Raw genomic sequence first — 22551 nt, forward strand, 5'->3', positions numbered from 1 at the left:
GATTCGCTCAGACAGTCCTCGCTTTGGAGAACAGCCCACTGGGCTGTTCTCGTCGCTGCGGAACTCGCTCGGTCGGAACACCCGGCGTCTCCTCTGGACTCTTACTTGGCTGAGCTCCGTTCCATCCCCTTGGGGTACTTCCGATAGCCGTAGCGGCCGGACAGGGCAATCATGAACGCCGCCGCTACGGCTACGGCCAGGGCGTCGCCGACGGTGACCGACAGCCAGATACCGTCGATGCCAAAGAGTTTCGGCAAAATGATGACGGCGGCCACCTGAAACACCAGGGTGCGTAGAAACGAGATGATGGCCGACACCACGCCGTTGTTGAGCGCGGTGAAGAACGCCGAGGCGTAGATGGCGAAGCCCATCAGCAGGAAGCACAGGGCATACAGGCGATAGGCCCGAGTGGTCAGCTCCAAAAGCGCAGGATCGTAGCTCACGAAGATGGCCGAGAGAGGCCCGGCCAGTTCCTGCCCGGCTAGAAACATGAACACGCTGGCTGCGGCGATAAGTCCCAGGCTCTTCCACAAAAGCGAGCGCATCTCGGTGCGATTGCGCGCTCCGAACTGGAAGCTGAGCAGGGGAGAGGACCCAATGGCGTAGCCCATGAAAATGGACGAGAACACCATGGCCGTGTACATGATCACGCCATAGGCCGCCACGCCGTCCTCGCCGATGTAGCGCAGAAGCTGCCAGTTGTAGAGCACCGATACCAGGCTCATGGCAATGTTGGTGACCATCTCCGACGAACCGTTCAGGCAAGCCTTCCCGATGACACGCCAGCGCAGGTGCGGTCGGGCGAAGTACAGGGGCGTATCGCGTTTGCGCATGAAGTACAGCACGGGAATAAGGCCGCCCAGAAACTCGCCGATGTTGGTGGCCAGGGCCGCGCCGGGCAGTCCCCAGCCGAAGGCGCCCACGAACAGGAAGTCCAGCACAATATTGGTAACGCCGGCAATGACAATCACAAGGAAGCCCAGCTTGGGTTTGCCCGCTGTCACAAAGAAGCTCTGGAAGGCGTACTGCAAGATGAAGAAGGGCAGCGAGATCATCATCATGCGGCCGTAAAGCGACGCGTCGGCGTGCATTTGCCCCGTGGCGCCCAGCATGGTGGCCGCCGGCTCCATGAAGAACCAGCCGCCAATGGCAAGCACCGAGCCGATAACGAAGGCGAAGATGACGAGCAGCGTGAAGTAACGCCGCGCCCGGGGGCGGTTTCCTTCGCCTAAGGTTTTGGCCACCAGGGCGCTGCCGCCCGTACCGATCATCATGCCCACGGAGGCCAAGATCATCACGGCGGGGAAGATAAGGTTCACGGCGGCCAGGGCCGTTTTGCCGGCGTAATTGGACACGAAGAAGCCGTCCACGATGGTGTAGCACGACGTGAAGATCATCATGGCCATGGTGGGCAGCGTAAATTTGATAAGCGCACTCGTGGAAAAGTGCTTCGACATATCGACAGACATAACAACCTCTGTTTAAGCGACAATAAGGAAGAAAGGGGTGCTTCGGCCAGCGCCCCTGGACAGGAGCAGCTTCAGGCCGTCCAGGAGCCCGAAGATGCTCGGGCGGAAACCTTAGAGCTGTTTGATAGCGGCTCCGAAGGCGTCCACGTAGGTGCGGTAGAGGCGGATAAGCTCGGCGCGCTCCTCGGCGGTCATGACCGCCATGGCCTCCTGCTCGGCTTGGCGAATGGGCTCCACATGCTCGGCGGCGAAGGCGCGGCCGTAGTCGGTGAGCCACAGGCGCGAGGTGCGTCCGCAATTCTCAATGCGCAGATACCCTTCTTCGGCCATGCGCTTGACGGCCGAGTTCACGGTCTGCTTGGACAGGCCGTTGCCCAGGCACAGCTGCTTCTGCGTGAGGCCGTCCTCTTCCGTGAGATCGTAGAGCACGAGCAGCACGCTGTCCGCAATGCCCGTGCGTCGGGCGGCGGCATGATAGAGCTCGTTTTCAGCGTGATACAGGTCGGTGAAGGCGTGAACTGCCTGGATAGGGGTAGGGGCGGATTCGATGTGCGACATAGGCTTCCTCAAGGATTGGTACGATTTCGGACTGATAGTATAGTCCGAAATCGTACCAATTCAAGAAGTTCAAAAGTTCTTCAAAGCGCTAGTTGACGAGTGTGTATAGGTGTGTATATACTGTATATATAGGGTATATACACTAAAGCCATCCGAAGGGGACGCCCTTGGTTGGCGAAAGGACAGCGCGAAGCTGGCGCGGTTCGGAAGAGGGGGCCTCAGAGGTGGCTCCCGCGAAAGAGGATCTTTTGGACATTGTCATAGCAAACGGAAGCAGCAGTCCCATCTACGAGCAGATTGCCTCTCAGGTAAAAGCCGCCATCATGACCGGCGAGCTTACGGCAGGGGAAGCTCTGCCCTCCATTCGGGCGCTCGCCAACGACCTGCGCATCAGCGTCATTACCACCAAGCGCGCTTACCAGGAGCTGGAAGCGGCCGGATTTATCGAGACGGTGCAGGGCAAGGGCACCTTCGTGGCCGGCGGCAACCTGGAGCTTCTGCGCGAGGAGCGCTTGCGCCAGGTGGAGGACCTGCTCGGTCGGGCCGTGGAAGCGGCGCGGGATGCGGGGGTGGAAGGCGCCGAGTTGCGCCAGATGCTGGACGTGCTGCTGGAGGAATAACGCCATGGAATACCTGGTAAAGATAGATAACTTAGAGAAGTGCTACGACGACTTCTCTTTACACGCGCTGAACTTGGCTGTGGAGCCCGGGGCCGTCGTGGGGTTTGTGGGCGCTAACGGCGCCGGCAAGACCACAACGCTGAAGGCGCTGCTCGGCATCGTTGAGCCTGACGGCGGCGCGGTGGAACTGTTCGGGGAGCGCGTGACCGCGAACTCGTCGGCCCTCGACAGGCTCAAGGCGCGCATTGGCGTGGTGCTCGATACCTGCGCCTTCCCGGGAACATGTACGGTAAAGGCCGTCGGCACCATCGGGCGCGCCGCCTATTCCGGCTGGAATGCGGACGTGTACGAGGAACTGTGCCAGCGGTTCGACTTGGCCCCCAAGAAGAAGGTAAGCGAACTTTCGCGCGGCATGGGCATGAAGCTGACCTTGGCCTTCGCTCTGGCTCACGATCCGGAATTGCTCGTGCTCGACGAGGCCACGGCGGGGCTTGATCCCATGGCTCGCGAGGAGGTGCTCGACCTGCTGCGCGCGTTCATGGAGGACGGCCGCCATGGCATCCTCATGAGCACCCACATCACCTCGGACTTGGAAAAAATCGCCGACGAGGTGGTGTGCATCGATGAGGGCACGCTCGTGTTCGATCTGCCAAAGGATGCCATTGCCGATACGGCCGGCGTGGCCCGCTGCCGGGCCGCCGAACTGGAAACGGTGCTGGAGAGTGGCTACTTCGGCGCTGGCGAGACCTTCTTCACCCAGCACGGCTACCATGCCGATCTGCTGGTGCCCGACCGCTTCGCCTTCGCGCGCACCTTCCCGCACATCGCCGTGGAGCGTGCCACTATTGAGGACTATATGGCCCTGCGCCTGAGAGGGGAGCACCGATGAAGACAATGATGGTTTCCGATTTCTGCGCCATGAAGAGCGCCCTGGTGCAGATGGCCGGCATTTTGGCAGCGGCGGGCATTGTCATGGCGTGGGCCATGGACACGGCGGTTGGGGCAGCTGCGGCCGTAGGGGCCATGGCGCCGTTCATGTACTTGTTTTCAGTAGGAGCGCTCGACGAGCAGAACGGATGGGAGCGCTTTCGCCTCACGCTGCCGCTGACCCGTCGCCAAGTGGTGTTTGGGCGCTATGGCAGCACGGCTGTGGTGGCCGTGGCTGCCGCCGTCGGCGGCTTGCTCGTGGGGCTGCTGGTGACCGCCGTGGCCGATGCTGTGGGTAACGAGGGGGGTTTGCTGGCGGGGCTCTCCAGCGCGCAGAACCCGCCCGAGGCTCTGGTGTGCAGCGTGGTGCTTACCTTGACGGTTTTCCTTGTGGGCGCCGCAGTGGCGTTGCCGCTCATGGCGCGGTTCGGCATGACGAAGGCCACGCGGTTCGTACCCCTTGTGGTAGTGCTCGCCATGGTGCTCGGCATCGCGGCCCTCGACACGCCGCTGTCGAGCGGGGTGCTGGCCGAATGGGGCGCCTGGGTGACGGGCGACGTGTGGCACGGCGCGCTGCTGGTGGGCGGTGCGCTGCTTGTGGCGGCCGTGCTCTATGGGGCAAGCGCGTTCATTGCCGCGAGGCTGTACGAGCAGCGGGAGTTCTAGCCGGCGCGTAGTGCTCGGCTACCCAGCGCTCGGTAACTTCGACGAAAGCGCGCGTGGCAGCCGAGGCGGTATCCCAGGAGCGCACCGCCAGAGAAATGGTGCGGGCGCACTCCTGTTCGGCGGGAAGTACGGCCAAAGGAAACAGTGGACGGCGCAGGATGAGGCTGGGAAGCACCGAAAAGCCCAGGCCGGCACTGACCATAGCCATGACGGCATAATCGCTGTCCACGGTGAAGCGCACGTTGGGCTCCACGCCGTTGGCCTCAAAAAGCGCCTCCATTTCAGAAGGACGGGCATTGCCCTGCAGCTGGATATAGGGCTCGCGGGCCAGCGCCTCAGTGGGGAACACCTTGGCGTGGGCCAAAGGGTGGTCGGGAGGCAGCACCACCAGCAAGGGGTCCGTGTGCAGCTGAATGGCGTCAAGGGCCTGTTGCTCCGGGGCCACGGAGAACGCGCAGTCAGCCCGCCCGCTGCGTGTGGCTGCCGTAAGCTCCGCTTCATCGTCAATGCACAGAAGCTTGAGGTCGATGTTGGGGTACTGCTCTAGAAAAGCCGAGGCAATGCCGGGAAACCACTCGATGGCCGCACTGGTGAACGATCCCACGCGCACGAGGCCCCATTCCCGATTGGCCAACTCGTGGACACGCGTGGCCAAAGCGTGCTCGTCGGCGTTGATCGCCTGCACAAGCGAGAGTACTTCCCGGCCATCGGCGGTCAGGTGGACGCCGCCGTATTCGCGGTCGAAAAGAGTGAGTCCCAGCTCCTTCTCCAGGGCGTTGATCAAATAGCTGATACCTGCCTGGGTATAGCCCAATTCCTCGGCCGCGGCCTTGAAGCTTCCCGCGCGCGCAACAGCCAGAAAAGCGTCGTATCTTTGATTGGCCACTGAAGGCCTCCTTCAGTCGTGCGAGTGCATAAATGAAAGAATATCTTTAAAAGTTTTACAAGAAGTCTCATTTTACTTTAAATCGATGACGCTTTAGTATATCCCTCGTTCCTTTATCAGAGAAAACACGTCCCTTAAAGGGGCTTAGCTACGTGCGCTGTGAGCAGGGTGCCACTGGTTGGCTGCGAAGGGCGAGAGGAGTGAGCAATGGAGCGTTGGAAGCAGGCTCGGTGGCCGTTTGTGGCCTTCGTGCTTATCGAAGTGATCATTTTCGGTTCGGGCAGTGCCGTGACGAAGTTCGCGTACGAGTCCGTCACCCCTCTTTGGTGCATGACCCTGCGCTTTGGCCTGGCCTCCGTTGTGTTCTTTGCTTTCTTTGGCCGTCGCATCGTGAAGCAGCTGCGCCGTGCGCGCGTGAGTCTATGGCTGCCCCAGGCGCTGTGCATGGCGCTCTCTTACTTGTTTTGTAATGTGGCCCTCGATTTGACCACGGCCACCAATGTCGGCTTTCTTGTGGCGTTGCCGGTGGTGTTTGCGCCCCTGCTCTCCACAGTGGCCGAGCGCACGCGCTACCCGCGGAGCCTGATTCCGTTCCAAGTGGGCGTGGCCGGTGGCTTGTACCTGCTGTGCAGCCAGGGCGGAAGCCTTCAGGTAGGCGCGGGGGAACTTTTGGCTCTGGGCTCTTCAGTGGCGCTGGCAGGGGCGCTGGTGTTCGGGAAGCAGGCCCTGGCCCAGCTAGACGCGGCCAGTGTGGCCGGTACGCAAATTGTGGTGTCGTTCGGGTTGTGCCTGGTCTGCGCCCTGGTGCTGGAGCCGTCGCTGAGCGTGGCGGCGGTGCAGCCGACGGCCTGGGGCATCATCGCGTTTCTGGCTCTGCTTTCTACGTGCCTGGCGTTTTACCTGCAGAGCTTGGCTCTCGAGCGGTTGTCGTCCACGACGGTGTCGCTGCTGCTCACGGGTGAGCCGGTGTTCACGGCGCTGTTCGCCAACTGGTTCTTGGGCGAGACGCTTACGATGACTGGTCTGATGGGCGCTGCCGTTATCGTGGCCACGGTGGTGGCAGCCACCTATGCGGACGGTCGTGAGGCCGCGCCTGCACAGCCGAGGGTGGCTGCGGCTTCGTCGGCGGAGGTGTTCGCTTCCGCGCAGTCTGTGCCGGCCGAGCCCCTGTCGGCGTCGAGGCCCGCGGCGGTGTCTGCAAGCGCCTCTGGGGGAGGCGCGCTGCCCGAACCCCGTTTCCGCACTCGTTCTCGCATGTTCCGTCGCAAGCGGCGCATGGCCGCCTAAAGACGCTGCGATTCGTCCTTAAGGCGCTGTGATTCGCCCTTGAGCCGTTGTCGCTTCGCGGTCGAGTCGCATCGGGCTTGCATCTGAATCGCAGGGCGCCAACGCCGCCCCTCCTTCCTCGGCGATCGTGATAGACTGCCCTTCGCCAGAGGATGCAACCAGGCGCGAAGAGAGGAGGAACGGGTGCTGGCTACCATGGATCAAGCGCGCGAGGCGCTTTCAAGGCACTTTGGGTTCGACTCCTTTCGGCCTGGTCAGGAAATACTGATCGAGGCGGTGCTTCAGGGGCGTGACGTGCTGGGCGTGATGCCCACGGGCGCGGGAAAGTCGCTGTGCTATCAGGTGCCCGGTGTAGCGGTTCCGGGGCTGACGCTAGTGGTGAGCCCCCTGGTGTCTCTTATGGGCGACCAGGTGCGCTCGCTGCTTGACGCGGGTGTGCGCGGTGCCTACCTCAATTCGTCGTTGACGCCCGGACAGCAAGCTACGGTTATGAGCCGTGCCCTGCAAGGGGCCTACGATCTTATGTATGTGGCTCCCGAGCGTTTGGCCGACCCGCGGTTCGTGGCGTTCGCGCAACAGGCGGCGCCGCCCATTGTGGCCGTGGACGAAGCCCATTGCGTGTCCCAATGGGGCCAAGACTTCCGCCCTTCCTATCTGGCTATCGGCCAGTTCATCGCGGCGTTGCCCAAACGGCCGGTGGTGGTGGCGCTGACGGCTACCGCCACCGAGAACGTCCGTCGCGATATTGTGCGCCTCTTGGATTTGCAGGATCCGTTTCAGCTGGTCACCGGGTTCGATCGCCCCAACCTCAGCTACGGCGTCGAACGCTTGGCTCCCAAGCGCAAGCTGGCGCGCATTGCCGCCCATGCTTTGGCCCATCCCCAAGATGCCGGCATTGTGTACTGTTCGACGCGCAAGGACGTGGAAAAGGTCCACGAAGCGCTTTTGGCCGCCGGCGTGCGGGCTACCCGCTATCATGCTGGTCTGTCCACCACTGAGCGCACGGCCAACCAGAAGGCCTTTATCGACGATGACGCACTAGTTATGGTGGCCACGAACGCTTTCGGCATGGGCATCGACAAGTCCAACGTGCGCTACGTGCTCCATCACAACATGCCGGCCTCATTAGAGGCTTATTATCAGGAAGCCGGGCGCGCCGGACGCGATGGCGAGCCGGCTCAATGCCTGCTGTTCTGGAGTGACGGCGACATTGCCACGGGCCGCTTCTTCATCGAGCAGGAATCTACCAATGAGGAGCTCACTCCCGAAGAGGCCGAGCGCGTGCGCGCCGCTCGCCGTCGCATGCTCGAGGCCATGGTGGGCTATGGCTACACCACCGATTGTCTGCGCTCCTACATCTTGCGCTATTTCGGCGAAAGCTCTCCGGCCGATTGCGGCAATTGCGCAAATTGCCGGGGCGATTTCAAAGCGGTGGACGTCACCCGCGAGGCTCGGGCTATCATGCGCTGCGTGCACAACTTGCGAGGCCGCTTCGGCAAGGGCGTTGTCGTTGACGTGCTGCGTGGTGTTGCCAGCGACCGCGTGGAAAGCTTTGGTCTTACGCGCTCACGCTGCTTTGGCGAGCTGGGGGAAGGTGGCGCCGTTGGCGCGGGGGCTGCGGTGTCACCGGGGCTGCTGCGCGAGGTCATCGAGCTCTTGGCATCCCAAGAGTACCTGGTCATCACCGAGGGAAAGTTCCCAACTGTCGGCCTGGGTCCCCGCTGTCGCGAGGCCGCCCAGGATGACTTCGTCCTGTCAATGAAGCAGATAGAACGTACGGCTTCAAGTCGGGAAGCCCGGCAAGGTCAAAGGGCGCCGTCCCGTGTCTTTGGATCGGGAACGTCCGAGGGCGCTTCGGCTGCAGGCGATGAGGGTCTTTTCCAAGTGCTGCGTGCCTTGCGTAAAGAATTGGCCGACAAGCAAGGGAAGCCTCCCTATGTGGTGTTCTCCGATGCCACTTTGCGCGACATGTGCGCACGTCGTCCCGCTACCGACGAGGAGTTTCTCGAAGTATCCGGCGTGGGCCTTATGAAGCTCTCGCGTTATGGCGAGCCGTTTTTGAAGGCTATTCGCACCTTCGAGCACGACTCGGGGTGAAGTTGTGGGCCCCCTTGCTCTTCCTGGGGTTTTGTGGCACAATACCACCTCGCGCGAGTAATCGCGTCTTCTTGGTCGAGTGGCGCAGCGGGAGCGCAGGTGCCTTACAAGCACAAGGTCGGGGGTTCAAATCCCTCCTCGACCACCATGAATCTCAAAGGCCATCGCTGGTTTCAGCGATGGCCTTTTCTTTTGCCTGGGCAGCTTTCACCCTTCTCTCCGATGGTCTATCGGTCGCTTTTCTGCGACGAAAATGCGACTCAAGTGCGGTGCTGAAGAGAAGCCTTTCCGATGGTCGGCGTGCACCTTGTCACCTGGCTTTGAAAGGTGGGATGCAATGAAGGCAAACAAATCACTGGTTATCGGTGGCGCCTGCGCGCTCTGTTGCGCGCTCTGCGTGGCGCTCTATCTTTTCGGGGTGCAGGGCCAAGTAGAAGAAGCGCGAGCCGAGGCGTTGGCGCGCTACGGCGGGGAGCAAATAGAAGTATGCGTAGCCAAGCGCGATCTTGCTCCCGGAGAGGTAGTGGACGAAAGCGCTGTGACCACCAAGCTTTGGGTGGCCGATCTTCTTCCCGAAGGCGCCATTACGGATCCGCAGCGCATCGTGGGCCAGCGACTGGGCTCGAGCGTCTACAAAGGCGAAGTGCTGTGCGCGCGGCGCACGGAATCCAGCAACGAAGCCCTCAGCGTGCCTGCGGGCAAAGCCGCCATTAGCGTGCCGGCCCAAGCGGTGCAGGCGGTAGGCGGGTCGGTGGAGCCGGGCATGACCGTGGATGTGTACGCTACGGGCGCCTCTTCCACTAGTCAGTTGGTGCAAGGGGCACTGGTACTTGCCACCAGTGCTAGCAGTGACGACACCTCCTCGTCCAGTGCTGCCTGGATCACACTTGCCGTGGCCCCCGAACGGGTGCAAGAGGTAGTGGCGGCTGCTCAGAATCTCTCCCTTTACTTTGTGCTGCCGGCTGCCTCCGCTCCGCCCTCTTCGTCCGACGCCGGAGCCGAATCCTCTGAATCGTCCAAGGATGACAAAGGCTTCGAGCCCACAAGCGTTACCCAGCGTCCGGCTTTAAATTCCGCTGCTTCAGAACAGGAGAACCCCTCATGACCCTTGAACCCCGTATTATGCTCTGCGCTTCCCCGGAGGATCTTCAGCTCATCGCCTCCTTCGCGCTCTCCTTAGATGACCTGCGCTCCTTCTCGTGGTTGACGTTATGCTCTGACGCGCAGCTGGTGCGACAAGAACTGCAGGACAATCCGTTGTACCAAGAAGTCTGGGTGCTCTCCAGCAGTGAGGTGGAGGGCATCAATCTGGCGGCTGCCTTGAAATCCGATACACCGGATCGCCTTGTGTGTCTTGTGGAAAGTTCCCCCACCGATACCAGTTGTGCCCACGCGCAACTGGCTGGCATCGATCGAGTCCTTTCTCTTGAGGAGCTTGTGTGGCGCTGTGAGACGTTTTCCGTCGAAGCAGCCGCCTCGTGTCCCGCAGTGTCGCGTCCTTTGCCCGTGGCCGAGAACGGCGAGAGCGAAGAGCGCTCTTCTTCCGAAGAGGAAGCGCCCGATGAAGAGCAGGCATCTACGGTGTCCTTGCCGGAACCCGGTGCCGTCGACATGCCTTCGGTCGAGGAGGGACAGATCTGTGAAGAGACGCTCCCTGAGGTAGTGCCAATCCAAGGGAAGGAGATGTTGGCTCTGGCTCCGCGTCAGGAGGAAGCGCCTTGGGAGCCTGGGAGTGCCCAGGAAAAAACGCCGCTTGCTCTTGATGGGGATGCCGCTCTGCCAGCACAGGATGGGCGAAAAGGCTACGTGCTTTCAATCCTCAGCGGCAGTGGCGGCACGGGCAAAAGTACGGTAGCGGCGCTGGTCGCCGCATCGGCTCGCCGTCGGGGACTGCGGACGGCGTTGGTGGACGCCGATTTCCAATTTGGCGATCTTGCCTATCTGGTGCCTTCGTTTTCCCTTGTGGCGGTTGAGGCGCTTTTGGACAATCCTGGGGTGCTCGACACGCTAGATGGCCAATCGTCAGTTTTGGTGACAGCGCCCTCGCGCTTGGAGCAGGCGGAGGCTTTGATCCCGCGCATCAACGAGCTTATGGGCGCTCTTGCTGAGCGTTTCGACTTGATTGTGGCCAATACCGCTGGTTCATGGGGAGAAGTCCATGCATATCTGCTGGAAGCAAGTATGACGACCTTGCTTTTGGTGGACCAGCGCGCCTCTTCGATACGTGCCTGTCGAAGGGCTCTTGACCTCTGCCTCCGCTGTGGGATCGCTACCAGCTCCTTCCTGATTGCGCTGAACCGCTGCGGCAAACAAGCGCTGTTTACTCCGGCCGACGTCTCGGAGGCCCTGAATGGCGCTCGAGTAATTGAGCTTTGCGAGGGCGGAGGGGAGGTGGAGGAGATGTTGAGCGCGGGGCAGCTGGAGGAGTACGTGGAAGAAGCCGACGCGCTTTGCTCCAGCGTAGATTGTCTGATCGATGAGCTGTCGCTCCCCGTCACCCGCGCTCTGGAAGGGCACGGGCAACGGGGGAGATCGGGCTGGGGGCGCGCCGGAAGGTCGTCTCGGGGTAGTCGCCGTCGGGGAGCCAGGAAATCGCGCGGAGCCAAGCCGGCTCCTTCCTTACAGCCGATGCCCATGGTCTCCGTCCACGGGCAATAGAGGAAGGTCGTCATGACGTTTTTGGAACGGGTCGAAGCGGTCGAAGGGGGAAGGCGCCTGGAGGAGGCGCGTCGCGAAGAAGCGGGCCTCGAGGCCCTGCGGCAAGCGGTCGCAGAGCTTGTCCCCCTTGATCGCCTCGCGGTGATTGTGGGAGAGAGTCCCGAGCGGGCGCGCAACGAGCTGCGATCCGCCTGCCGCCGACTTCGGACAAGAGAGCCCTGGAGCAGCCAGGACGATGAGACATTCCGTGCCCTCGTGGAGAACCTCATCGACACGGTATTCGGCTTTGGTCCTCTTGAGGGGCTCATCGCCGATGAGTCCATTACCGAGATCATGGTGAACGGGTCAAGGAGCGTCTTCATCGAGCGCGGCGGCTGCCTGCAAGCGGTACCCGTTGTGTTTGAGAGCGACGAGCAGGTTCGTGCCCTCATTGACCGGATTCTCGGTCCTTTGGGGCGTCGCATCGATGAGTCGTCGCCGCTGGCCAGTGCGCGCTTGCCGCAGGGGCATCGCGTGCATGCGGTTATTCCGCCTTTGGCCATCGACGGTCCCCATTTGACCATCCGGTCGTTTCGCCGCCGCATTCTGACGCTTGACGAGCTGCGTCAGAGGGGGTCCTTCGATGAGACGGTGCAGCAGTTCCTGATCTGGGCGGTGCAGGCTCGCAAAAGCTTGGCGGTGGCCGGCGGCACGGGCAGTGGCAAGACCACGCTGCTCAATGCGCTGTCCTGCTATATCTCCCCTGGCGAGCGCATCATTACCATCGAAGATGCGGCGGAGCTGAAATTCGACGAGCATCCCCACGTGGTTCGTCTTGAAGCCCGCGGGCGCAATGCCGAAGGCGAGGGAGAGGTGACCATTCGCGAGTTGGTGATCAACGCGCTGCGCATGCGTCCGGATCGCATCATCGTAGGAGAGTGTCGCTCTGATGAGGCCATTGACATGCTGCAGGCCATGAACACAGGTCACGACGGCTCGCTGACAACTCTGCACGCCAATTCGCCCTCGGAGGCCATCGATCGCCTGATTACCATGGTGCGCTTTGCGGTCGACCTTCCGCTTGATGCCATTGAAGCGCAGATCGGAAATGCGTTTGACCTGATTGTGCAGACAACGCGCTTGCCGGGAGGGGCGCGGTGCGTGGCAGAAATTGCCTCGATGACCTTCGACGCTAAAGCGCGGCGCTGTGTGCTGGAAACTCATTATCAGCGTCGTGTGGGCGATGACCAGGGCCAATGGACGAGCGTTCCGCCGTGGATCGATGGCCTGAGCGAATGCGGCGTGGCCGATGAGGGGGAGGTGCGGCAATGGGTTCGACAATTATCGCTGCCCTTGGCGGCGTAATGTTCTCAGCGGTTGCCGGCTATTTGATCGGTCGCGATTGGTACGCTCGCCACTTGCGCCGCGCCCGGGCCTCGGTGCTTTTAAGTGTGGGGTCGTCGGCGGCGTCGCCATCGACGTTTCGTTGGCATGTTCGCAACGGCATAGCCCCGCTGCGGCCGGCCGCCGAGGCGCTGCTGCAAATCAAGGGAGTCCGTCGTTATGCGGGATGGGTTCAAACCTCTTTGCAGCTGCATGGCTATCTCACCACGCAAGTAGCGCTGGTGACCCTGATGATATTCGCTGTGATCGGTTGCGTTTTGGGAGGCTGGGTAGTGACGCAATCCCCGGTCTTCGGGGCCGCTGTCGCCGGGGGCGCCATTGTGATGGGGTGCAGCGCGGCCAAGACTCAGGCGGAGAAGAGGGCGTCGGCTTTGCGTGACGAGGTTCCCGACGCCTTGCGTTCGATTGGCGTGTGCTTCAAGGCGGGGCTTTCCCTGATGCAAACCTTGCGGCAGACCGGTACGGAGATGAAGGGTCCCTTGGGCGAGCTCTTTTTGGCGGCGGCACGTACTCTGGAAACAGGAGGAACAGCGTCGGAGGCTCTTGCGCTGTTCAAACATCGGAGCGACGCGCCCGAGCTTGCGTTTGTGGCTGTTGCCCTGGACGTTCAGCATCAGGCGGGTGGCAGCTTGGCGCCCGTTCTAGATGCGGCCCGCGAGTCGGTGGAGGGCGAGATAGAGCTTGCCCGGTCGTTAAAAGTGCAGACCGCCCAGGCGAAGCTCTCGGCGCGCATTGTCACGGTCATGCCTTTCGTGCTGATTGCCCTCTTCTCGTTTATGAGCCCGGGTTTCTTGGATCCGTTCTTCGCAAGCTTGTCGGGCATGGTGCTGCTTGCGGTGGCGCTGGCCATGCAAACGGGCGGCGTGGTGATGGTGCACCGCATGCTCGACGTGGGAGCCGGGTGATGGGCGATGGACGTGCACGGAATGTTAGACGGTCTCGTTGTCTGTTTGGCAGTTGGCTGTGCCGGGGTGGGCGGCTGGTGTCTTTGGCAATGCTATAGCGCATGGCGGCGACGGGCGCATCTGCTTCGCACTGTTCGAGAAGAGGCGCAGCGGGGAGAAGGATCGGGGCCGGCGGCGATGGCTGGCAAAGGCGATGGCCTGGTGTCGAAGATCATTGCCTTTGCGCTCTCGCTCGATCGCCGATCGCGGAGCGGGTCGTTTCAGTGGCTTGCGCCTCCTTCGTTGCGAAAACGTGCCGTCGACGAGCGGCCATGGGAGGCGGCGGGGTTGGAAGGGTGCGTTAGCTCGGCGGTGGTGTGGGAGGCGCGAGTGCGGCTCGCGCTCTGTCTAGGGGCCATAGGCCTAGTGTTAGGCCTGACCTTTTCCTTGGAAATGGGGATGTTGGCAGGGGCGGGTGGCGTAGTGGCTGGCTGGCAGGCGCTGCCGTGGGCCGTAGGACGAAGGGCGCAGAAGCGCACCGAGGAAATGGAGCGGCATTTGTCAGAGATGCTCGATGTGGTGGCGCTTGGATTGCGCAGCGGCCTGTCGTTTGATCGCGGTCTCGATCTGTACGTCAGCCACTTCGACTCACTGCTGGCTCACTCCTTCTCGCGAGCTCAGGGCCAATGGGTTCGCGGTCTGGCATCGCGCCCCGATGCGTTGCGCCATGTGGCTGCCTCCTACGCCTCACCGCTTCTGGAGCGCATTGTGGAGAACATTATTCGCTCGTTGCGCTTCGGATCGACGCTGGCGGACAACCTGGAGGATGCCGCGCGCGAGGCGCGACGCGGGTACCAGGTGCGTAAGGAGGAGCAAGTGGCCAAGGCGCCCGTCAAGATGATGGTGCCTACGGGAATGCTGATCTTGCCGGCGATGCTGCTGTTGGTGTTGGGACCGGTCTTGCTTGAGCTGGCCGGCGGTTTTTAGGACGGAAACGTCAGAGAGGAAGGCACGATGAATCAATGGAAGCGGGCTATGGAAACGGTGGGCGCATGGAGGAAGAAGGCAAGAAGCGCCATGGCTTCAAATGCCCTGCGCATGCGTGCAAAAATGGAAGACACAGCAGGTCAGGGCACTACCGAGTATGCAATTCTGGTCGGAGTTCTTGTGGTCATCGCCATCATAGCCATCACGGCGTTTCGGCCGAACATCGAGGCGCTGTGGACGGCAATCACCGAGGGCATCAATGGCCTCTAGGAAGCGATGCGGGCCAGACCACGGTGGAGTACGCCGTCGTGACGGCGGCCTTCATGGCCATGGTTGTTGCGGCGGGCGCTCTGTGGAAGGGGCTTTCCCAAGGCATGTTCGTCGACCATGCGCTTGCGGCGGCATCACATCATATTCACGGATTTATCGGTTGGGTTGTTGATATTTTCAGCTACTAGGAAAGGAGGGGCTATGGGTGGTCGCATGGCGGAAAAGGCGCGCTGCGTCTTGGGGCAAACGACGGTCGAGGCTGCGATAGCTCTTCCGGTCTTGTTCATTCTTGTGCTGATGTTGGTGCAACCCGCCATTGTGCTGTACGACCGCATGGTGATGGAGGGGGCGGCGTGGGAGGGCTGTCGCCTGCTGGCCACGGCCCAAACGAACGCCCAGGGCTCGTGCGAGGCTTTCGTCAGGCGTCGCCTGAGCGCCGTCCCCTCGGTGGACTGTTTCCACGTGCATGGCCGCGAGTGCACCTGGCGCATTACCTGCAAAGGCGACGGCAGCTCCTCGCATGTGAGTGTCTCCATCTCTACCGAGGTGAAGCCGCTCCCTTTGCTCGATACGGCCAGCGCTCTGCTGGGCTTGCTCAACGAGCGAGGGTGCCTCGAGGTAAAAGTTTCGGCGACCGCGGAAACGAAGTCGGACTGGGTCCAGGACGCTCTTGGAGGCTCTGACCCGGGCGAGAAAGTGGGGGAGTGGCTGCATGACCATTGACGATTTGATACGAGATGAACGTGGGTTTACCACGGCAGGCATGGCCATTTCGCTTCTGCTGGCGCTCTCTCTTCTGTTCTCGACGGCGCAAGTTTATCGCGTCAACGCGCAGGCATCCGAAATCCAGGAGGTGGCCGACGCGGCCGCCCTGGCTGCTGAGAACGAGGTGGCCGAGTTCATGCTTGCGGTGCGCCTGTGCGATAGCGTGGTGCTGTCGATGTCGCTTCTGGGCATCTCCTGCTATGGGCTGGGGGTGGTGGCGCTGTGCGTGCCCCCTACGGCGGAGGTAGGTGCCAAGCTCATCGAGATCGGCGCCAAGGTGCTCAAGGCGCGCGATACGTTCTCGGAGCGGGCAGCGCAGGGCTTGAATCAGCTCCAGAAGGCCCTTCCGTTCCTGGCCGCGGCCCAGGGAGCGGCCGTGGCGGCTGCCAATGGGCAGGGGCGCCCCTACAGTTATTTTGCCATGGGGGTGCTGGTGCCCTCCAAGGGAAAGCCTATTGTTTCCAAGGCCAACGCCAAGGAAGAGGATATGCAGACGGCGGTGGACGAAAAGCAGGACGATCTGGCTGAGGCAGCTGCGAAGGCGGAGGAAAGCTCGAAGGAGGCCAATGCTGCAAAGCAGCGGGCGTTTGAGCGCGATTGCGGAGATAATCCAAGATATTGCATGTACGAGCGAGCGGCCCATCTGGCCGGATTGGGCGCGTCGTCAAATCCGCTTTATCAATCGGTAGATGCCTGGTCGTTCGCTGTTCCCCTTGAACGAGCGCGAGCTTATTACCGGGCACGATGGGCGAGCGAAGCCCCCGAGGGGCCTTCCGTGGAGGATGGTGCCCGTTCCGCACTGCGAGAGCGGTTTTACGCCTACGCCTGCGACGAGCTTGCTCGGGGCTATGTTCGCGAAAACGCCGAGGGGTTCTCGGCGTTTTTCCCTCGGTTTCCTCGCAACACCAACCAGATGAAGGAGACTTCTCTTTACACAGAGGTGGTTTATCCGGTTTCCAGCGACGAAGAGGATCGCTGGACCATGCATGCCTGGGAGGGCTGTCCCGATGCCTATCCGGCAATTGGCTACGGGTCGGCCTCGATGCTCGATGATGACGATTACGAATTCGAGACCTGCCCGTCCTGCCACTTCAAGGTGAGCCTGCTGGGGTCGGTGGCCGCCGCCTCAACGTCCATCGACAATGGGTTCGAGTACCACTACGATGCCGTGGCGCGGGCTGCGGAGGATTACGAGAAGGCAATCAAAGAGGCGAAGCCGCACAAGAAAGCGGCTCAGGCTGATGCGAAAAACCTTCTCGACAAGGCGTTCGAGGCGCTTAAAGGTGCTGCTGCTCAGAGAATTACGGCGGAACCGCCGGGGTCGTCGGGGTGCATCGCGCTGGTAGTGTCACCCCAGGGTTCCTCGACGGGCGTCTTTGAGAGCACTTTCGTCTCGACGAAAACCACTCTGGGCACGCGAGCCGCCCTGTCTGCGGCAACGTTAATCGAGGACACCTCGGAGGAGGCGTCGGTGGTGGGGAACCTGCTCGACAGCTTCAAGGGCGATGGATCGATTTTGACAGGGGCGGGACGTTTGGTGCTGCAGTGCTGGTCTGGCATGCTGAGTGTATACAGCTCGGGCCAGCGGGCGCTTCTTGACGGCGTGAAGAACGCCCTGAACAGCTTGCCGCTCGTCGGCTCCTCGGGATTGGGTACCTGGGCCGCCGATGCCCTTAGCGACCGTATTAAGGATGTCGGCTTGGAGCCGGCCCGAGACGAGCCCCTCAAGCCGGTGCTCGTTAACAGCGACGCGGTGGCTGAGGCCGATGGCAGCGAATTTGCCGTGCGTTTTCAGACGGTCAAGCGCACCGTGTGCTCCTTTCCGGCAACATCGACGGATCCTTTCGTAGCGTTGGCAGACCGCATTCAGCGGGAAGCCTTCGATCGGCTGGGGACGGGCAAGATAGAAATTGCCCGCATCGAGTTTCCCGTGGGAGGTTTGTCGTTCCCCATTACGGTGACGTTGCCGCCGTCGGTAACTGAGGGCGCGCAGGGACTGGTGGAACGCGCAACCGATTTGTTGCGATCGCTCAACGGGTCGCTGAGTGGCTTGCGGGCGTGGAGCTAGGCGAGAGGAGGATGAGGATGCATTCGGGGAGAAACGCGCGGTTCGCTCGATTGTTAACGGACAGGAAGGGTCAGGCGACCGTTGAACTGGTGGTGACGCTTCCCGTTGCCATTCTCGTGGCGGTCATTGTTGTCAATGCCCTGACCTTCTTCGGCATGTGCACGACGTTCGATCAGGTTGTGCGCCAAAGCGTTTGCACGTACGGTACGGCCCCGGGGCCGGGTGAGAATGCTCAAGTGGTAGCGGCGCACGTGCGCGAGGCCACCGAGGCAGCGCTCGATGACCCTAACGTGTCGGTGCGTGTGGAGCCGGAGGGCGCTTTTCCGGGCCTGACGCGTTACCGGGGGTATTTGAGCTATCGGCCGACTCTGTTTGGCTTGTCATTGCGCAGCAAAGTGTTCGGCGTTTCCCTACCGGCGCTTAATCATGAAGTTGACATGGTGGTGGATGCTTATCGGCCCGGAATTTTGTTTTGAGGAGGCACGGTGGTAGAGGCGAGACGCTTACGCCGGGCCTGCCTTTTGGTGGCAGCCTTCGTGGTGGTGACAGCGCTTTGGAATCCCGTAGCAGCCACGGTGGGCTGGGGGCCGGAGCCGGCACCGGCGCTTTCCGGTCGTGCGTTTGTCGAAAAGGCGCTGGAGACGCCGGGCACAGAGCCCTTCGATGGGCTCGGCGCCGCATCAGGAGTGAAGCGACGTGATCGAGAAGAAGCACCGGCGTGGTTTGCGCAAGAGGTGGTTTCGCTCGAGAACGTCTATGACGTGATGGCGGAGGACGCCTGGTCCATCGTGGGATTCTCTCAGCGTGGATTGGCCCCGGACGTTGAGGCTCACTTGCGTAGCGAGCTTGAGGAGCATGGTTGGGTACTTATGGAAAGCGGCACGGAGGGTTTGGTGACCGGTATTAAGGAAGGGGGCAATTGCCAATGGCTATGGATGAGCACCGCCGGTATTGGAGAGGAAGTCAGCGTCGTCGTTCAGGTGTCTGGCGCGTAAAGGACGGGGCTGGGGCCCCGTTTGGGGGGATCTGGTGTGTGGCGCGCAGTCCTTGGAGGCGCCTGCGCGGCTTGGCGGGAGGTCTTCCTGATCGCAGGGTAATGGTGTTTCCGCGATGTCGCGATGTGCACACGCTTACAATGCGCCGCAACCTCGACATCCTCTTCGTCGACGAAGCGGGAAGGGTGCTCGAAGTGCATCGCAAGGTGCGGCCGAAATCGCGCCTGAGATGCCCCCGAGCCTTTGGGGCCGTTGAGCGTTTTGCCCAGCCAGGCCCTTGGTTTCAGCGGGGAGATGTGATCTCGGTGCCAGGGTGTCGTGAGTATCCGCGCGTTCTGCGCGCAGGAGAGGTGGGGCCCTGTCGCTTGATTACCGCGGAAAGTTTGGGATTGGGACGGCGCCCTCGATGAGGGCAGAAAGGGGGACGTGGTGAAACAATGCCCTCGCTGCAAGACGTATCTCTTTGAAGACATGGGAATCTGCTACAAGTGCTTATGCGAGTTCGAAGATGCCGATGGCACTGAAGGAGGCGCCAGGAGGAAGGATTCAACGGCAGTGCGCGATTCTTGCGCGTTGGATCTTGGCGAATGGGTGGTGTTGGCAACGGCGCACCTGACGAGAGGCTCGACGGCACCGTCGCCTTCGCCTTCGCCCGAGCTGTTCATGGCGTTTCCCCTTGAGGCTGGGGAATCAGGTGAAGACGAGGAGCCGGTGCTGCGTCTGTCATTGGAGGTGCGAAGAAGGGAGGGCGGGGTAATGGCGTATGAGCCCCAGCCATCTGGGGAGCCCGCGTTGAGCTATCCGACCATCTCCTCGTAGAGCCGCTGCGCCTCCTCGTTGAGGCGCTCCTCTACGGCCAGATAGGCGTCAAGAAGCTTGCTGCCGTCCTCGGTGAGCGAAGAGCCATGGGCACCGTCGCGCAGGAGCAGCTGCATGCCCAGGGTTTCCTCAGCTTCTTTGATGACGCGCCATGCCTTGCTGTAGGCCATGCGCATGTTTTTGGCTGCGGCGTTGAGCGAACCGCATTCGCGCACGCCTTGACACAAGGCGGCAATGCCGGGGCCAAAAACCGATTTATCGCTTGTTGTCGGGTTCTTCACCGAAAGACGCACGCCGATTTTCAGTGATTGGAGCTGTCCCATGTCCCCCTCCGTTCTGCCGAGCGGCTGTTTCCTCTTCGATGGCCGCTTGCGCATTGATGGACGTACTTAGTTGGTCTGCTGCGTCAAAAACGAGGCGGCAGCCTTTTCGATGGCTTCGACGCTGTTGTCGATCACGTCGGAGAAGCGTACCTCCATAGTATCAAGGTTCGCCAGGCCGGCGGGAATGTCGTGCTTATCTGTTTCCGTGGCGATAAGCTCGTTGAGCTGACAGCCCGTAAGGCTTGCGGCGTCGGCGGGCAAGGGCTCATGCGGCGCCAGACCGTGGAGTGCGCGATACACGTTGTCGCCGAACTTGGCCCAGTGGGCGGTAGAGGCCACCAGCACGGGGTTTTCTCCGCGCAGGTTCTGGGCTGCCGTGTAGGCGACCGCGGTGTGCGGGTCGAGCAGGTAGTTGTGCTCGTCGAGCACCTGCTTAATGGTGGCAAGGCAGGTGGCGTTGTCCACGGAGTCGGCGCTGAAGTTTTCGCGCACCGCGCGGAAGGTTTCCTCGTCAACGCGGAAGCACTTCTTCTCGTTGAGATCGGCCATCCACTGGCGAATAGCATCGGCGTTGCGGCCCGTAAGCTCGAAGAGCTGGCGCTCCAGATTGGAAGATACGAGGATATCCATAGAGGGCGAGGCCGTGAGGATGAATTCGCGGTCGGAAATGTCGTAGGTGCCCGTGTTGATGAAGTCGGTCAGCACGCGGTTGTCGTTGCTGGCGCACAGAAGCATGTCGATGGGCACGCCGATCTGCTTCGCGTACCAGGCGGCAAGGATGTTGCCGAAATTGCCCGTGGGCACGCACACGTCGATTTCCTGGCCCGCTTCGATTTTGCCCTGAGCCACCAGTTCGGCGTAGCTGGAGATATAGTAGACCACCTGCGGCAGAAGGCGACCCCAATTGATGGAGTTCGCGCTCGACAGGGCGATGTCGTAATCCTCGCGCAGAGTTTGGGCATAGGCCTCGTCGGAGAAGGTCTTTTTAACGCCGGTCTGACAGTCGTCGAAGTTGCCGCGCACCGCCCACACCTGCACGTTGTCGCCCGTAGTGGTGACCATCTGCTTGCGCTGGATGTCGCTGACGCCTCCGTCGGGGAACAGCACGCCGATGGAAACGCCGTCGACGCCCTTGAAGCCCTCGAGGGCCGCCTTGCCCGTGTCGCCCGAGGTGGCCACCAGGATCATGAAGCTGGGCAGCGCCTCGCCGCGCTCGCGCAAGGCGGCAGCGCTGGCGGCGAAGAAATGCGGCAGGCACTGCAGAGCCATGTCCTTGAAGGCGCTGGTGGGGCCATGCCACAGCTCCAGAATGTGCGTGTTCTCGTCCAGAGACGTGATGGGGCAGATGGCCTCGTCGTCGAAGTTCGTCCCGTAGGCGCGTTCCATAAGCTGTTCGATGGTCTCATCGGGTAAGTCGATGTTGAAGGCCTTGTATACCGCGGCGGCGCGCTGTGCGTAGGGCAATGCCGCCAGGGCGACGATGTCCTCCACCGTCAGCGAGGGAAGCTCTTGGGGCACGTAGAGTCCACCGCCCTGGGCCAGGCCGTTCACCACTGCCTGCGTGAAGGGAACGGGGGATTCGCCGGCCCCGCGCGTGTCGATGTAACGGTTCTCGCCGAACGAGGCGATGCGATCGGTGGAGTGCGACATGGCTCATCTTTCTCATCGGTAATAGCTGGGGAAAGTATACTATGATGCGCGCGGTTCACTTTCGACGCCCCACAAAGACCCCACCGACGGATGCGGGGGAGAGGGCGATGGCGCGGTGCTCGACGCGACCCAGCAGCGCTCGTACGGTGTTTGGTGTCGGCCTGGTGGCGTTCATGCGGCATTCGGCACCGGCTTGGTGGCGCTCATGCAGCGTTTGGCGTCGGCGCGGCAACACTCTGTCGCTCTCTGTGACAGCACGTTGACGCTCGGCAACGATTTTCTGCCCTTGCCAAAAAAGTTAACTCGGGGCTACTCATTCTGTTAGCTTTGGTTTACAATACTCAGTTGCATGCAGCTAACAATGTTAGGAGTCGTTATGAGCAATGCGATGGTTATGGAAGGCGTCCGCAGCCAGGCCTGCGCGGGCCCGTCGTGCCAGCCGATGCCGCTGACCTTTTTGAAAAGCGGTGATACTGCTCAAGTTACCCGGGTGCGGGGAAAGGGCGAGGTGCATCACCACCTGGAGAACCTTGGGTTCGTTGCCGGTGCGTCGGTGTCCGTCGTTTCCGAGCAGGCGGGAAACTTCATTGTGGCGATCAAGGGCGCGCAGGTGGCTCTCGATCGATCGGTGGCCTCTAAGATCATCGTCGCTTAACACCGCCAAGATCCTCGCGCCTGTCAAGGAGGCGCGTGCGTGTGGGCGCCGCGTCCCAAAGACGGGTTGCGAGACGGCATAGGCCTGAGTGTTGTGTCGTCGCTGCAGGATCGCTGGTCGGTGGGCTCCGAACGGAAGTTCACTGAGGAAAGAAAGGAAAAATCCATGGCAGAGGATAAAACCCTGCGCGATGTGCCGGTAGGGGATACCGTCACGGTTCGTCGCCTGGTGGGAGAGGGCGCGGTGAAGCGTCGCATCATGGACATGGGCCTGACCAAGGGCACCGAAGTGCATGTGCACAAGGTGGCGCCCCTGGGCGATCCCATCGAAGTGACCGTGCGCGGCTTCGAGCTCTCGCTGCGCAAGGACGAGGCCGAGCACGTGCTGGTGTCCTAGCGGAATGAGCGTTCGAGCAGTTCACGCTGCTTGAGAATGACCGAGCCAGGCGGGATGATCCGCTGCGGTTTGGCTCTGCGCTTCGGCGCATTTTTTCTCCCGACCAGTTAGTTTGAACTAACTTTTGGCAAAGCGACGCTTGGGAGGGCGTCTTGAGAGAGGCTTTGACCGAGAAGGAACATGGAAAA

Annotated in this window: 24 protein-coding genes and 1 tRNA gene; 20 read left to right on the forward strand and 5 right to left on the reverse strand. The window is 61.6% G+C overall.

Translation table 11 applies throughout. The features are described from left to right. Window positions 1–101 precede the first annotated feature (101 nt). Together PZH32_RS03565 and PZH32_RS03570 are read right to left on the reverse strand one after the other, a co-directional pair. Window positions 102–1469 (reverse strand): MATE family efflux transporter, encoded by a 1368-nt coding sequence (locus PZH32_RS03565; RefSeq protein WP_275206263.1) that lies wholly within the window; start codon window positions 1467–1469, stop codon window positions 102–104. 111 nt (window positions 1470–1580) lie between these two features. Further along, on the reverse strand, window positions 1581–2027 hold the full coding sequence (locus PZH32_RS03570) for a MarR family winged helix-turn-helix transcriptional regulator (protein ID WP_275206264.1): 447 nt from the start codon (window positions 2025–2027) through the stop codon (window positions 1581–1583). A 224-nt stretch (window positions 2028–2251) separates the two neighbouring features. Between PZH32_RS03570 and PZH32_RS03575 the strand changes: the two genes are divergently transcribed. The 3 genes from PZH32_RS03575 to PZH32_RS03585 are packed head-to-tail and all read left to right on the forward strand — an operon-like array spanning window position 2252 to window position 4240. Then, complete coding sequence (locus tag PZH32_RS03575) at window positions 2252–2647, forward strand: GntR family transcriptional regulator (RefSeq protein ID WP_275206265.1); 396 nt, start codon at window positions 2252–2254, stop codon at window positions 2645–2647. A 4-nt stretch (window positions 2648–2651) separates the two neighbouring features. Further along, on the forward strand, window positions 2652–3536 hold the full coding sequence (locus PZH32_RS03580; protein WP_275206266.1) for an ABC transporter ATP-binding protein: 885 nt from the start codon (window positions 2652–2654) through the stop codon (window positions 3534–3536). Continuing rightward, the gene (locus PZH32_RS03585; RefSeq protein ID WP_275206267.1) at window positions 3533–4240 is read left to right on the forward strand and encodes an ABC-2 transporter permease; all 708 of its coding nucleotides are present in this window, start codon (window positions 3533–3535) and stop codon (window positions 4238–4240) included. Before PZH32_RS03580 ends, PZH32_RS03585 begins: the two co-directional genes overlap by 4 nt. On the opposite strand, the gene PZH32_RS03590 is transcribed toward PZH32_RS03585, so the two are convergent. Further along, the gene (locus tag PZH32_RS03590; protein WP_275206268.1) at window positions 4203–5126 is read right to left on the reverse strand and encodes a LysR family transcriptional regulator; all 924 of its coding nucleotides are present in this window, start codon (window positions 5124–5126) and stop codon (window positions 4203–4205) included. The genes PZH32_RS03585 and PZH32_RS03590 overlap by 38 nt on opposite strands. A gap of 207 nt (window positions 5127–5333) precedes the next feature. Between PZH32_RS03590 and PZH32_RS03595 the strand changes: the two genes are divergently transcribed. From PZH32_RS03595 to PZH32_RS03665, 15 genes are all read left to right on the forward strand, one after another. Continuing rightward, window positions 5334–6413, forward strand: a complete 1080-nt coding sequence (locus PZH32_RS03595) for a DMT family transporter (RefSeq protein ID WP_275206269.1) — start codon at window positions 5334–5336, stop codon at window positions 6411–6413. Between the two features lie 183 nt (window positions 6414–6596). Then, window positions 6597–8510, forward strand: coding sequence for a DNA helicase RecQ (gene recQ, locus PZH32_RS03600; RefSeq protein ID WP_275206270.1), 1914 nt, complete (start codon window positions 6597–6599; stop codon window positions 8508–8510). 73 nt (window positions 8511–8583) lie between these two features. Beyond that, window positions 8584–8658: transfer RNA gene (locus PZH32_RS03605), tRNA-Val, on the forward strand. 189 nt (window positions 8659–8847) lie between these two features. Beyond that, window positions 8848–9615 carry a Flp pilus assembly protein CpaB gene (gene cpaB / locus PZH32_RS03610; RefSeq protein ID WP_275206271.1) on the forward strand — a complete coding sequence of 256 codons (768 nt, stop codon included), beginning with the start codon at window positions 8848–8850 and terminating at the stop codon, window positions 9613–9615. Beyond that, a complete protein-coding gene (locus PZH32_RS03615) occupies window positions 9612–11168 on the forward strand; it encodes an AAA family ATPase (protein ID WP_275206272.1) in 1557 nt (518 codons plus the stop codon). The genes cpaB and PZH32_RS03615 overlap by 4 nt, the downstream gene beginning before the upstream one ends. A 12-nt stretch (window positions 11169–11180) precedes the next feature. Next, entirely contained in the window at window positions 11181–12512 is a 1332-nt protein-coding gene (locus PZH32_RS03620; RefSeq protein ID WP_275206273.1) for a CpaF family protein, read from the forward strand. After that, the gene (locus PZH32_RS03625) at window positions 12476–13456 is read left to right on the forward strand and encodes a type II secretion system F family protein (protein WP_275206274.1); all 981 of its coding nucleotides are present in this window, start codon (window positions 12476–12478) and stop codon (window positions 13454–13456) included. The genes PZH32_RS03620 and PZH32_RS03625 overlap by 37 nt, the downstream gene beginning before the upstream one ends. A gap of 177 nt (window positions 13457–13633) precedes the next feature. Next, the gene (locus PZH32_RS03630; RefSeq protein WP_275206275.1) at window positions 13634–14422 is read left to right on the forward strand and encodes a type II secretion system F family protein; all 789 of its coding nucleotides are present in this window, start codon (window positions 13634–13636) and stop codon (window positions 14420–14422) included. A 27-nt stretch (window positions 14423–14449) separates the two neighbouring features. Then, on the forward strand, window positions 14450–14692 hold the full coding sequence (locus tag PZH32_RS03635; RefSeq protein ID WP_275206276.1) for a hypothetical protein: 243 nt from the start codon (window positions 14450–14452) through the stop codon (window positions 14690–14692). After that, window positions 14656–14880, forward strand: a complete 225-nt coding sequence (locus tag PZH32_RS03640) for a hypothetical protein (RefSeq protein ID WP_275206277.1) — start codon at window positions 14656–14658, stop codon at window positions 14878–14880. The genes PZH32_RS03635 and PZH32_RS03640 overlap by 37 nt, the downstream gene beginning before the upstream one ends. A gap of 13 nt (window positions 14881–14893) precedes the next feature. Next, window positions 14894–15415 carry a TadE/TadG family type IV pilus assembly protein gene (locus PZH32_RS03645; protein WP_275206278.1) on the forward strand — a complete coding sequence of 174 codons (522 nt, stop codon included), beginning with the start codon at window positions 14894–14896 and terminating at the stop codon, window positions 15413–15415. Then, complete coding sequence (locus PZH32_RS03650; RefSeq protein ID WP_275206279.1) at window positions 15405–17525, forward strand: molybdenum cofactor biosynthesis enzyme; 2121 nt, start codon at window positions 15405–15407, stop codon at window positions 17523–17525. The genes PZH32_RS03645 and PZH32_RS03650 overlap by 11 nt, the downstream gene beginning before the upstream one ends. Before the next feature lie 17 nt (window positions 17526–17542). After that, on the forward strand, window positions 17543–18001 hold the full coding sequence (locus PZH32_RS03655) for a hypothetical protein (RefSeq protein WP_275206280.1): 459 nt from the start codon (window positions 17543–17545) through the stop codon (window positions 17999–18001). Between the two features lie 9 nt (window positions 18002–18010). Then, entirely contained in the window at window positions 18011–18520 is a 510-nt protein-coding gene (locus PZH32_RS03660) for a hypothetical protein (RefSeq protein WP_275206281.1), read from the forward strand. Then, the gene (locus tag PZH32_RS03665; RefSeq protein WP_275206900.1) at window positions 18457–18930 is read left to right on the forward strand and encodes a DUF192 domain-containing protein; all 474 of its coding nucleotides are present in this window, start codon (window positions 18457–18459) and stop codon (window positions 18928–18930) included. The genes PZH32_RS03660 and PZH32_RS03665 overlap by 64 nt, the downstream gene beginning before the upstream one ends. 387 nt (window positions 18931–19317) lie before the next feature. Here the strand turns inward: PZH32_RS03665 and PZH32_RS03670 are convergent, their stop codons facing one another. Continuing rightward, window positions 19318–19662: a winged helix-turn-helix domain-containing protein gene (locus PZH32_RS03670; RefSeq protein WP_275206282.1), complete on the reverse strand. Its 345-nt coding sequence runs from the start codon at window positions 19660–19662 to the stop codon at window positions 19318–19320. 66 nt (window positions 19663–19728) lie between these two features. Then, window positions 19729–21312 (reverse strand): threonine synthase, encoded by a 1584-nt coding sequence (gene thrC / locus PZH32_RS03675; RefSeq protein WP_275206283.1) that lies wholly within the window; start codon window positions 21310–21312, stop codon window positions 19729–19731. A 376-nt stretch (window positions 21313–21688) separates the two neighbouring features. Between thrC and PZH32_RS03680 the strand changes: the two genes are divergently transcribed. Together PZH32_RS03680 and PZH32_RS03685 are read left to right on the forward strand one after the other, a co-directional pair. After that, on the forward strand, window positions 21689–21967 hold the full coding sequence (locus PZH32_RS03680) for a FeoA family protein (protein ID WP_275206284.1): 279 nt from the start codon (window positions 21689–21691) through the stop codon (window positions 21965–21967). Between the two features lie 165 nt (window positions 21968–22132). Further along, window positions 22133–22363, forward strand: a complete 231-nt coding sequence (locus tag PZH32_RS03685; RefSeq protein WP_275206285.1) for a FeoA family protein — start codon at window positions 22133–22135, stop codon at window positions 22361–22363. Window positions 22364–22551: the final 188 nt, after the last annotated feature.

The sequence above is a fragment of the Adlercreutzia equolifaciens genome, from assembly GCF_029076695.1.
In the GTDB taxonomy this organism is placed as follows: domain Bacteria; phylum Actinomycetota; class Coriobacteriia; order Coriobacteriales; family Eggerthellaceae; genus Adlercreutzia; species Adlercreutzia equolifaciens_A.

Bases quoted from the DNA above. Each gene is read 5' to 3' on its own strand.
- PZH32_RS03565 (WP_275206263.1), bottom strand. From the start codon at position 1,469: ATGTCTGTCGATATGTCGAAGCACTTTTCCACGAGTGCGCTTATCAAA.
- PZH32_RS03570 (WP_275206264.1), bottom strand. From the start codon at position 2,027: ATGTCGCACATCGAATCCGCCCCTACCCCTATCCAGGCAGTTCACGCC.
- PZH32_RS03580 (WP_275206266.1), top strand. From the start codon at position 2,652: ATGGAATACCTGGTAAAGATAGATAACTTAGAGAAGTGCTACGACGAC.
- PZH32_RS03585 (WP_275206267.1), top strand. From the start codon at position 3,533: ATGAAGACAATGATGGTTTCCGATTTCTGCGCCATGAAGAGCGCCCTG.
- PZH32_RS03595 (WP_275206269.1), top strand. From the start codon at position 5,334: ATGGAGCGTTGGAAGCAGGCTCGGTGGCCGTTTGTGGCCTTCGTGCTT.
- cpaB (WP_275206271.1), top strand. From the start codon at position 8,848: ATGAAGGCAAACAAATCACTGGTTATCGGTGGCGCCTGCGCGCTCTGT.
- PZH32_RS03615 (WP_275206272.1), top strand. From the start codon at position 9,612: ATGACCCTTGAACCCCGTATTATGCTCTGCGCTTCCCCGGAGGATCTT.
- PZH32_RS03620 (WP_275206273.1), top strand. From the start codon at position 11,181: ATGACGTTTTTGGAACGGGTCGAAGCGGTCGAAGGGGGAAGGCGCCTG.
- PZH32_RS03625 (WP_275206274.1), top strand. From the start codon at position 12,476: ATGGGTTCGACAATTATCGCTGCCCTTGGCGGCGTAATGTTCTCAGCG.
- PZH32_RS03630 (WP_275206275.1), top strand. From the start codon at position 13,634: ATGGCTGGCAAAGGCGATGGCCTGGTGTCGAAGATCATTGCCTTTGCG.
- PZH32_RS03635 (WP_275206276.1), top strand. From the start codon at position 14,450: ATGAATCAATGGAAGCGGGCTATGGAAACGGTGGGCGCATGGAGGAAG.
- PZH32_RS03645 (WP_275206278.1), top strand. From the start codon at position 14,894: ATGGGTGGTCGCATGGCGGAAAAGGCGCGCTGCGTCTTGGGGCAAACG.
- PZH32_RS03650 (WP_275206279.1), top strand. From the start codon at position 15,405: ATGACCATTGACGATTTGATACGAGATGAACGTGGGTTTACCACGGCA.
- PZH32_RS03655 (WP_275206280.1), top strand. From the start codon at position 17,543: ATGCATTCGGGGAGAAACGCGCGGTTCGCTCGATTGTTAACGGACAGG.
- PZH32_RS03665 (WP_275206900.1), top strand. From the start codon at position 18,457: ATGGATGAGCACCGCCGGTATTGGAGAGGAAGTCAGCGTCGTCGTTCA.
- PZH32_RS03670 (WP_275206282.1), bottom strand. From the start codon at position 19,662: ATGGGACAGCTCCAATCACTGAAAATCGGCGTGCGTCTTTCGGTGAAG.
- thrC (WP_275206283.1), bottom strand. From the start codon at position 21,312: ATGTCGCACTCCACCGATCGCATCGCCTCGTTCGGCGAGAACCGTTAC.
- PZH32_RS03680 (WP_275206284.1), top strand. From the start codon at position 21,689: ATGAGCAATGCGATGGTTATGGAAGGCGTCCGCAGCCAGGCCTGCGCG.
- PZH32_RS03685 (WP_275206285.1), top strand. From the start codon at position 22,133: ATGGCAGAGGATAAAACCCTGCGCGATGTGCCGGTAGGGGATACCGTC.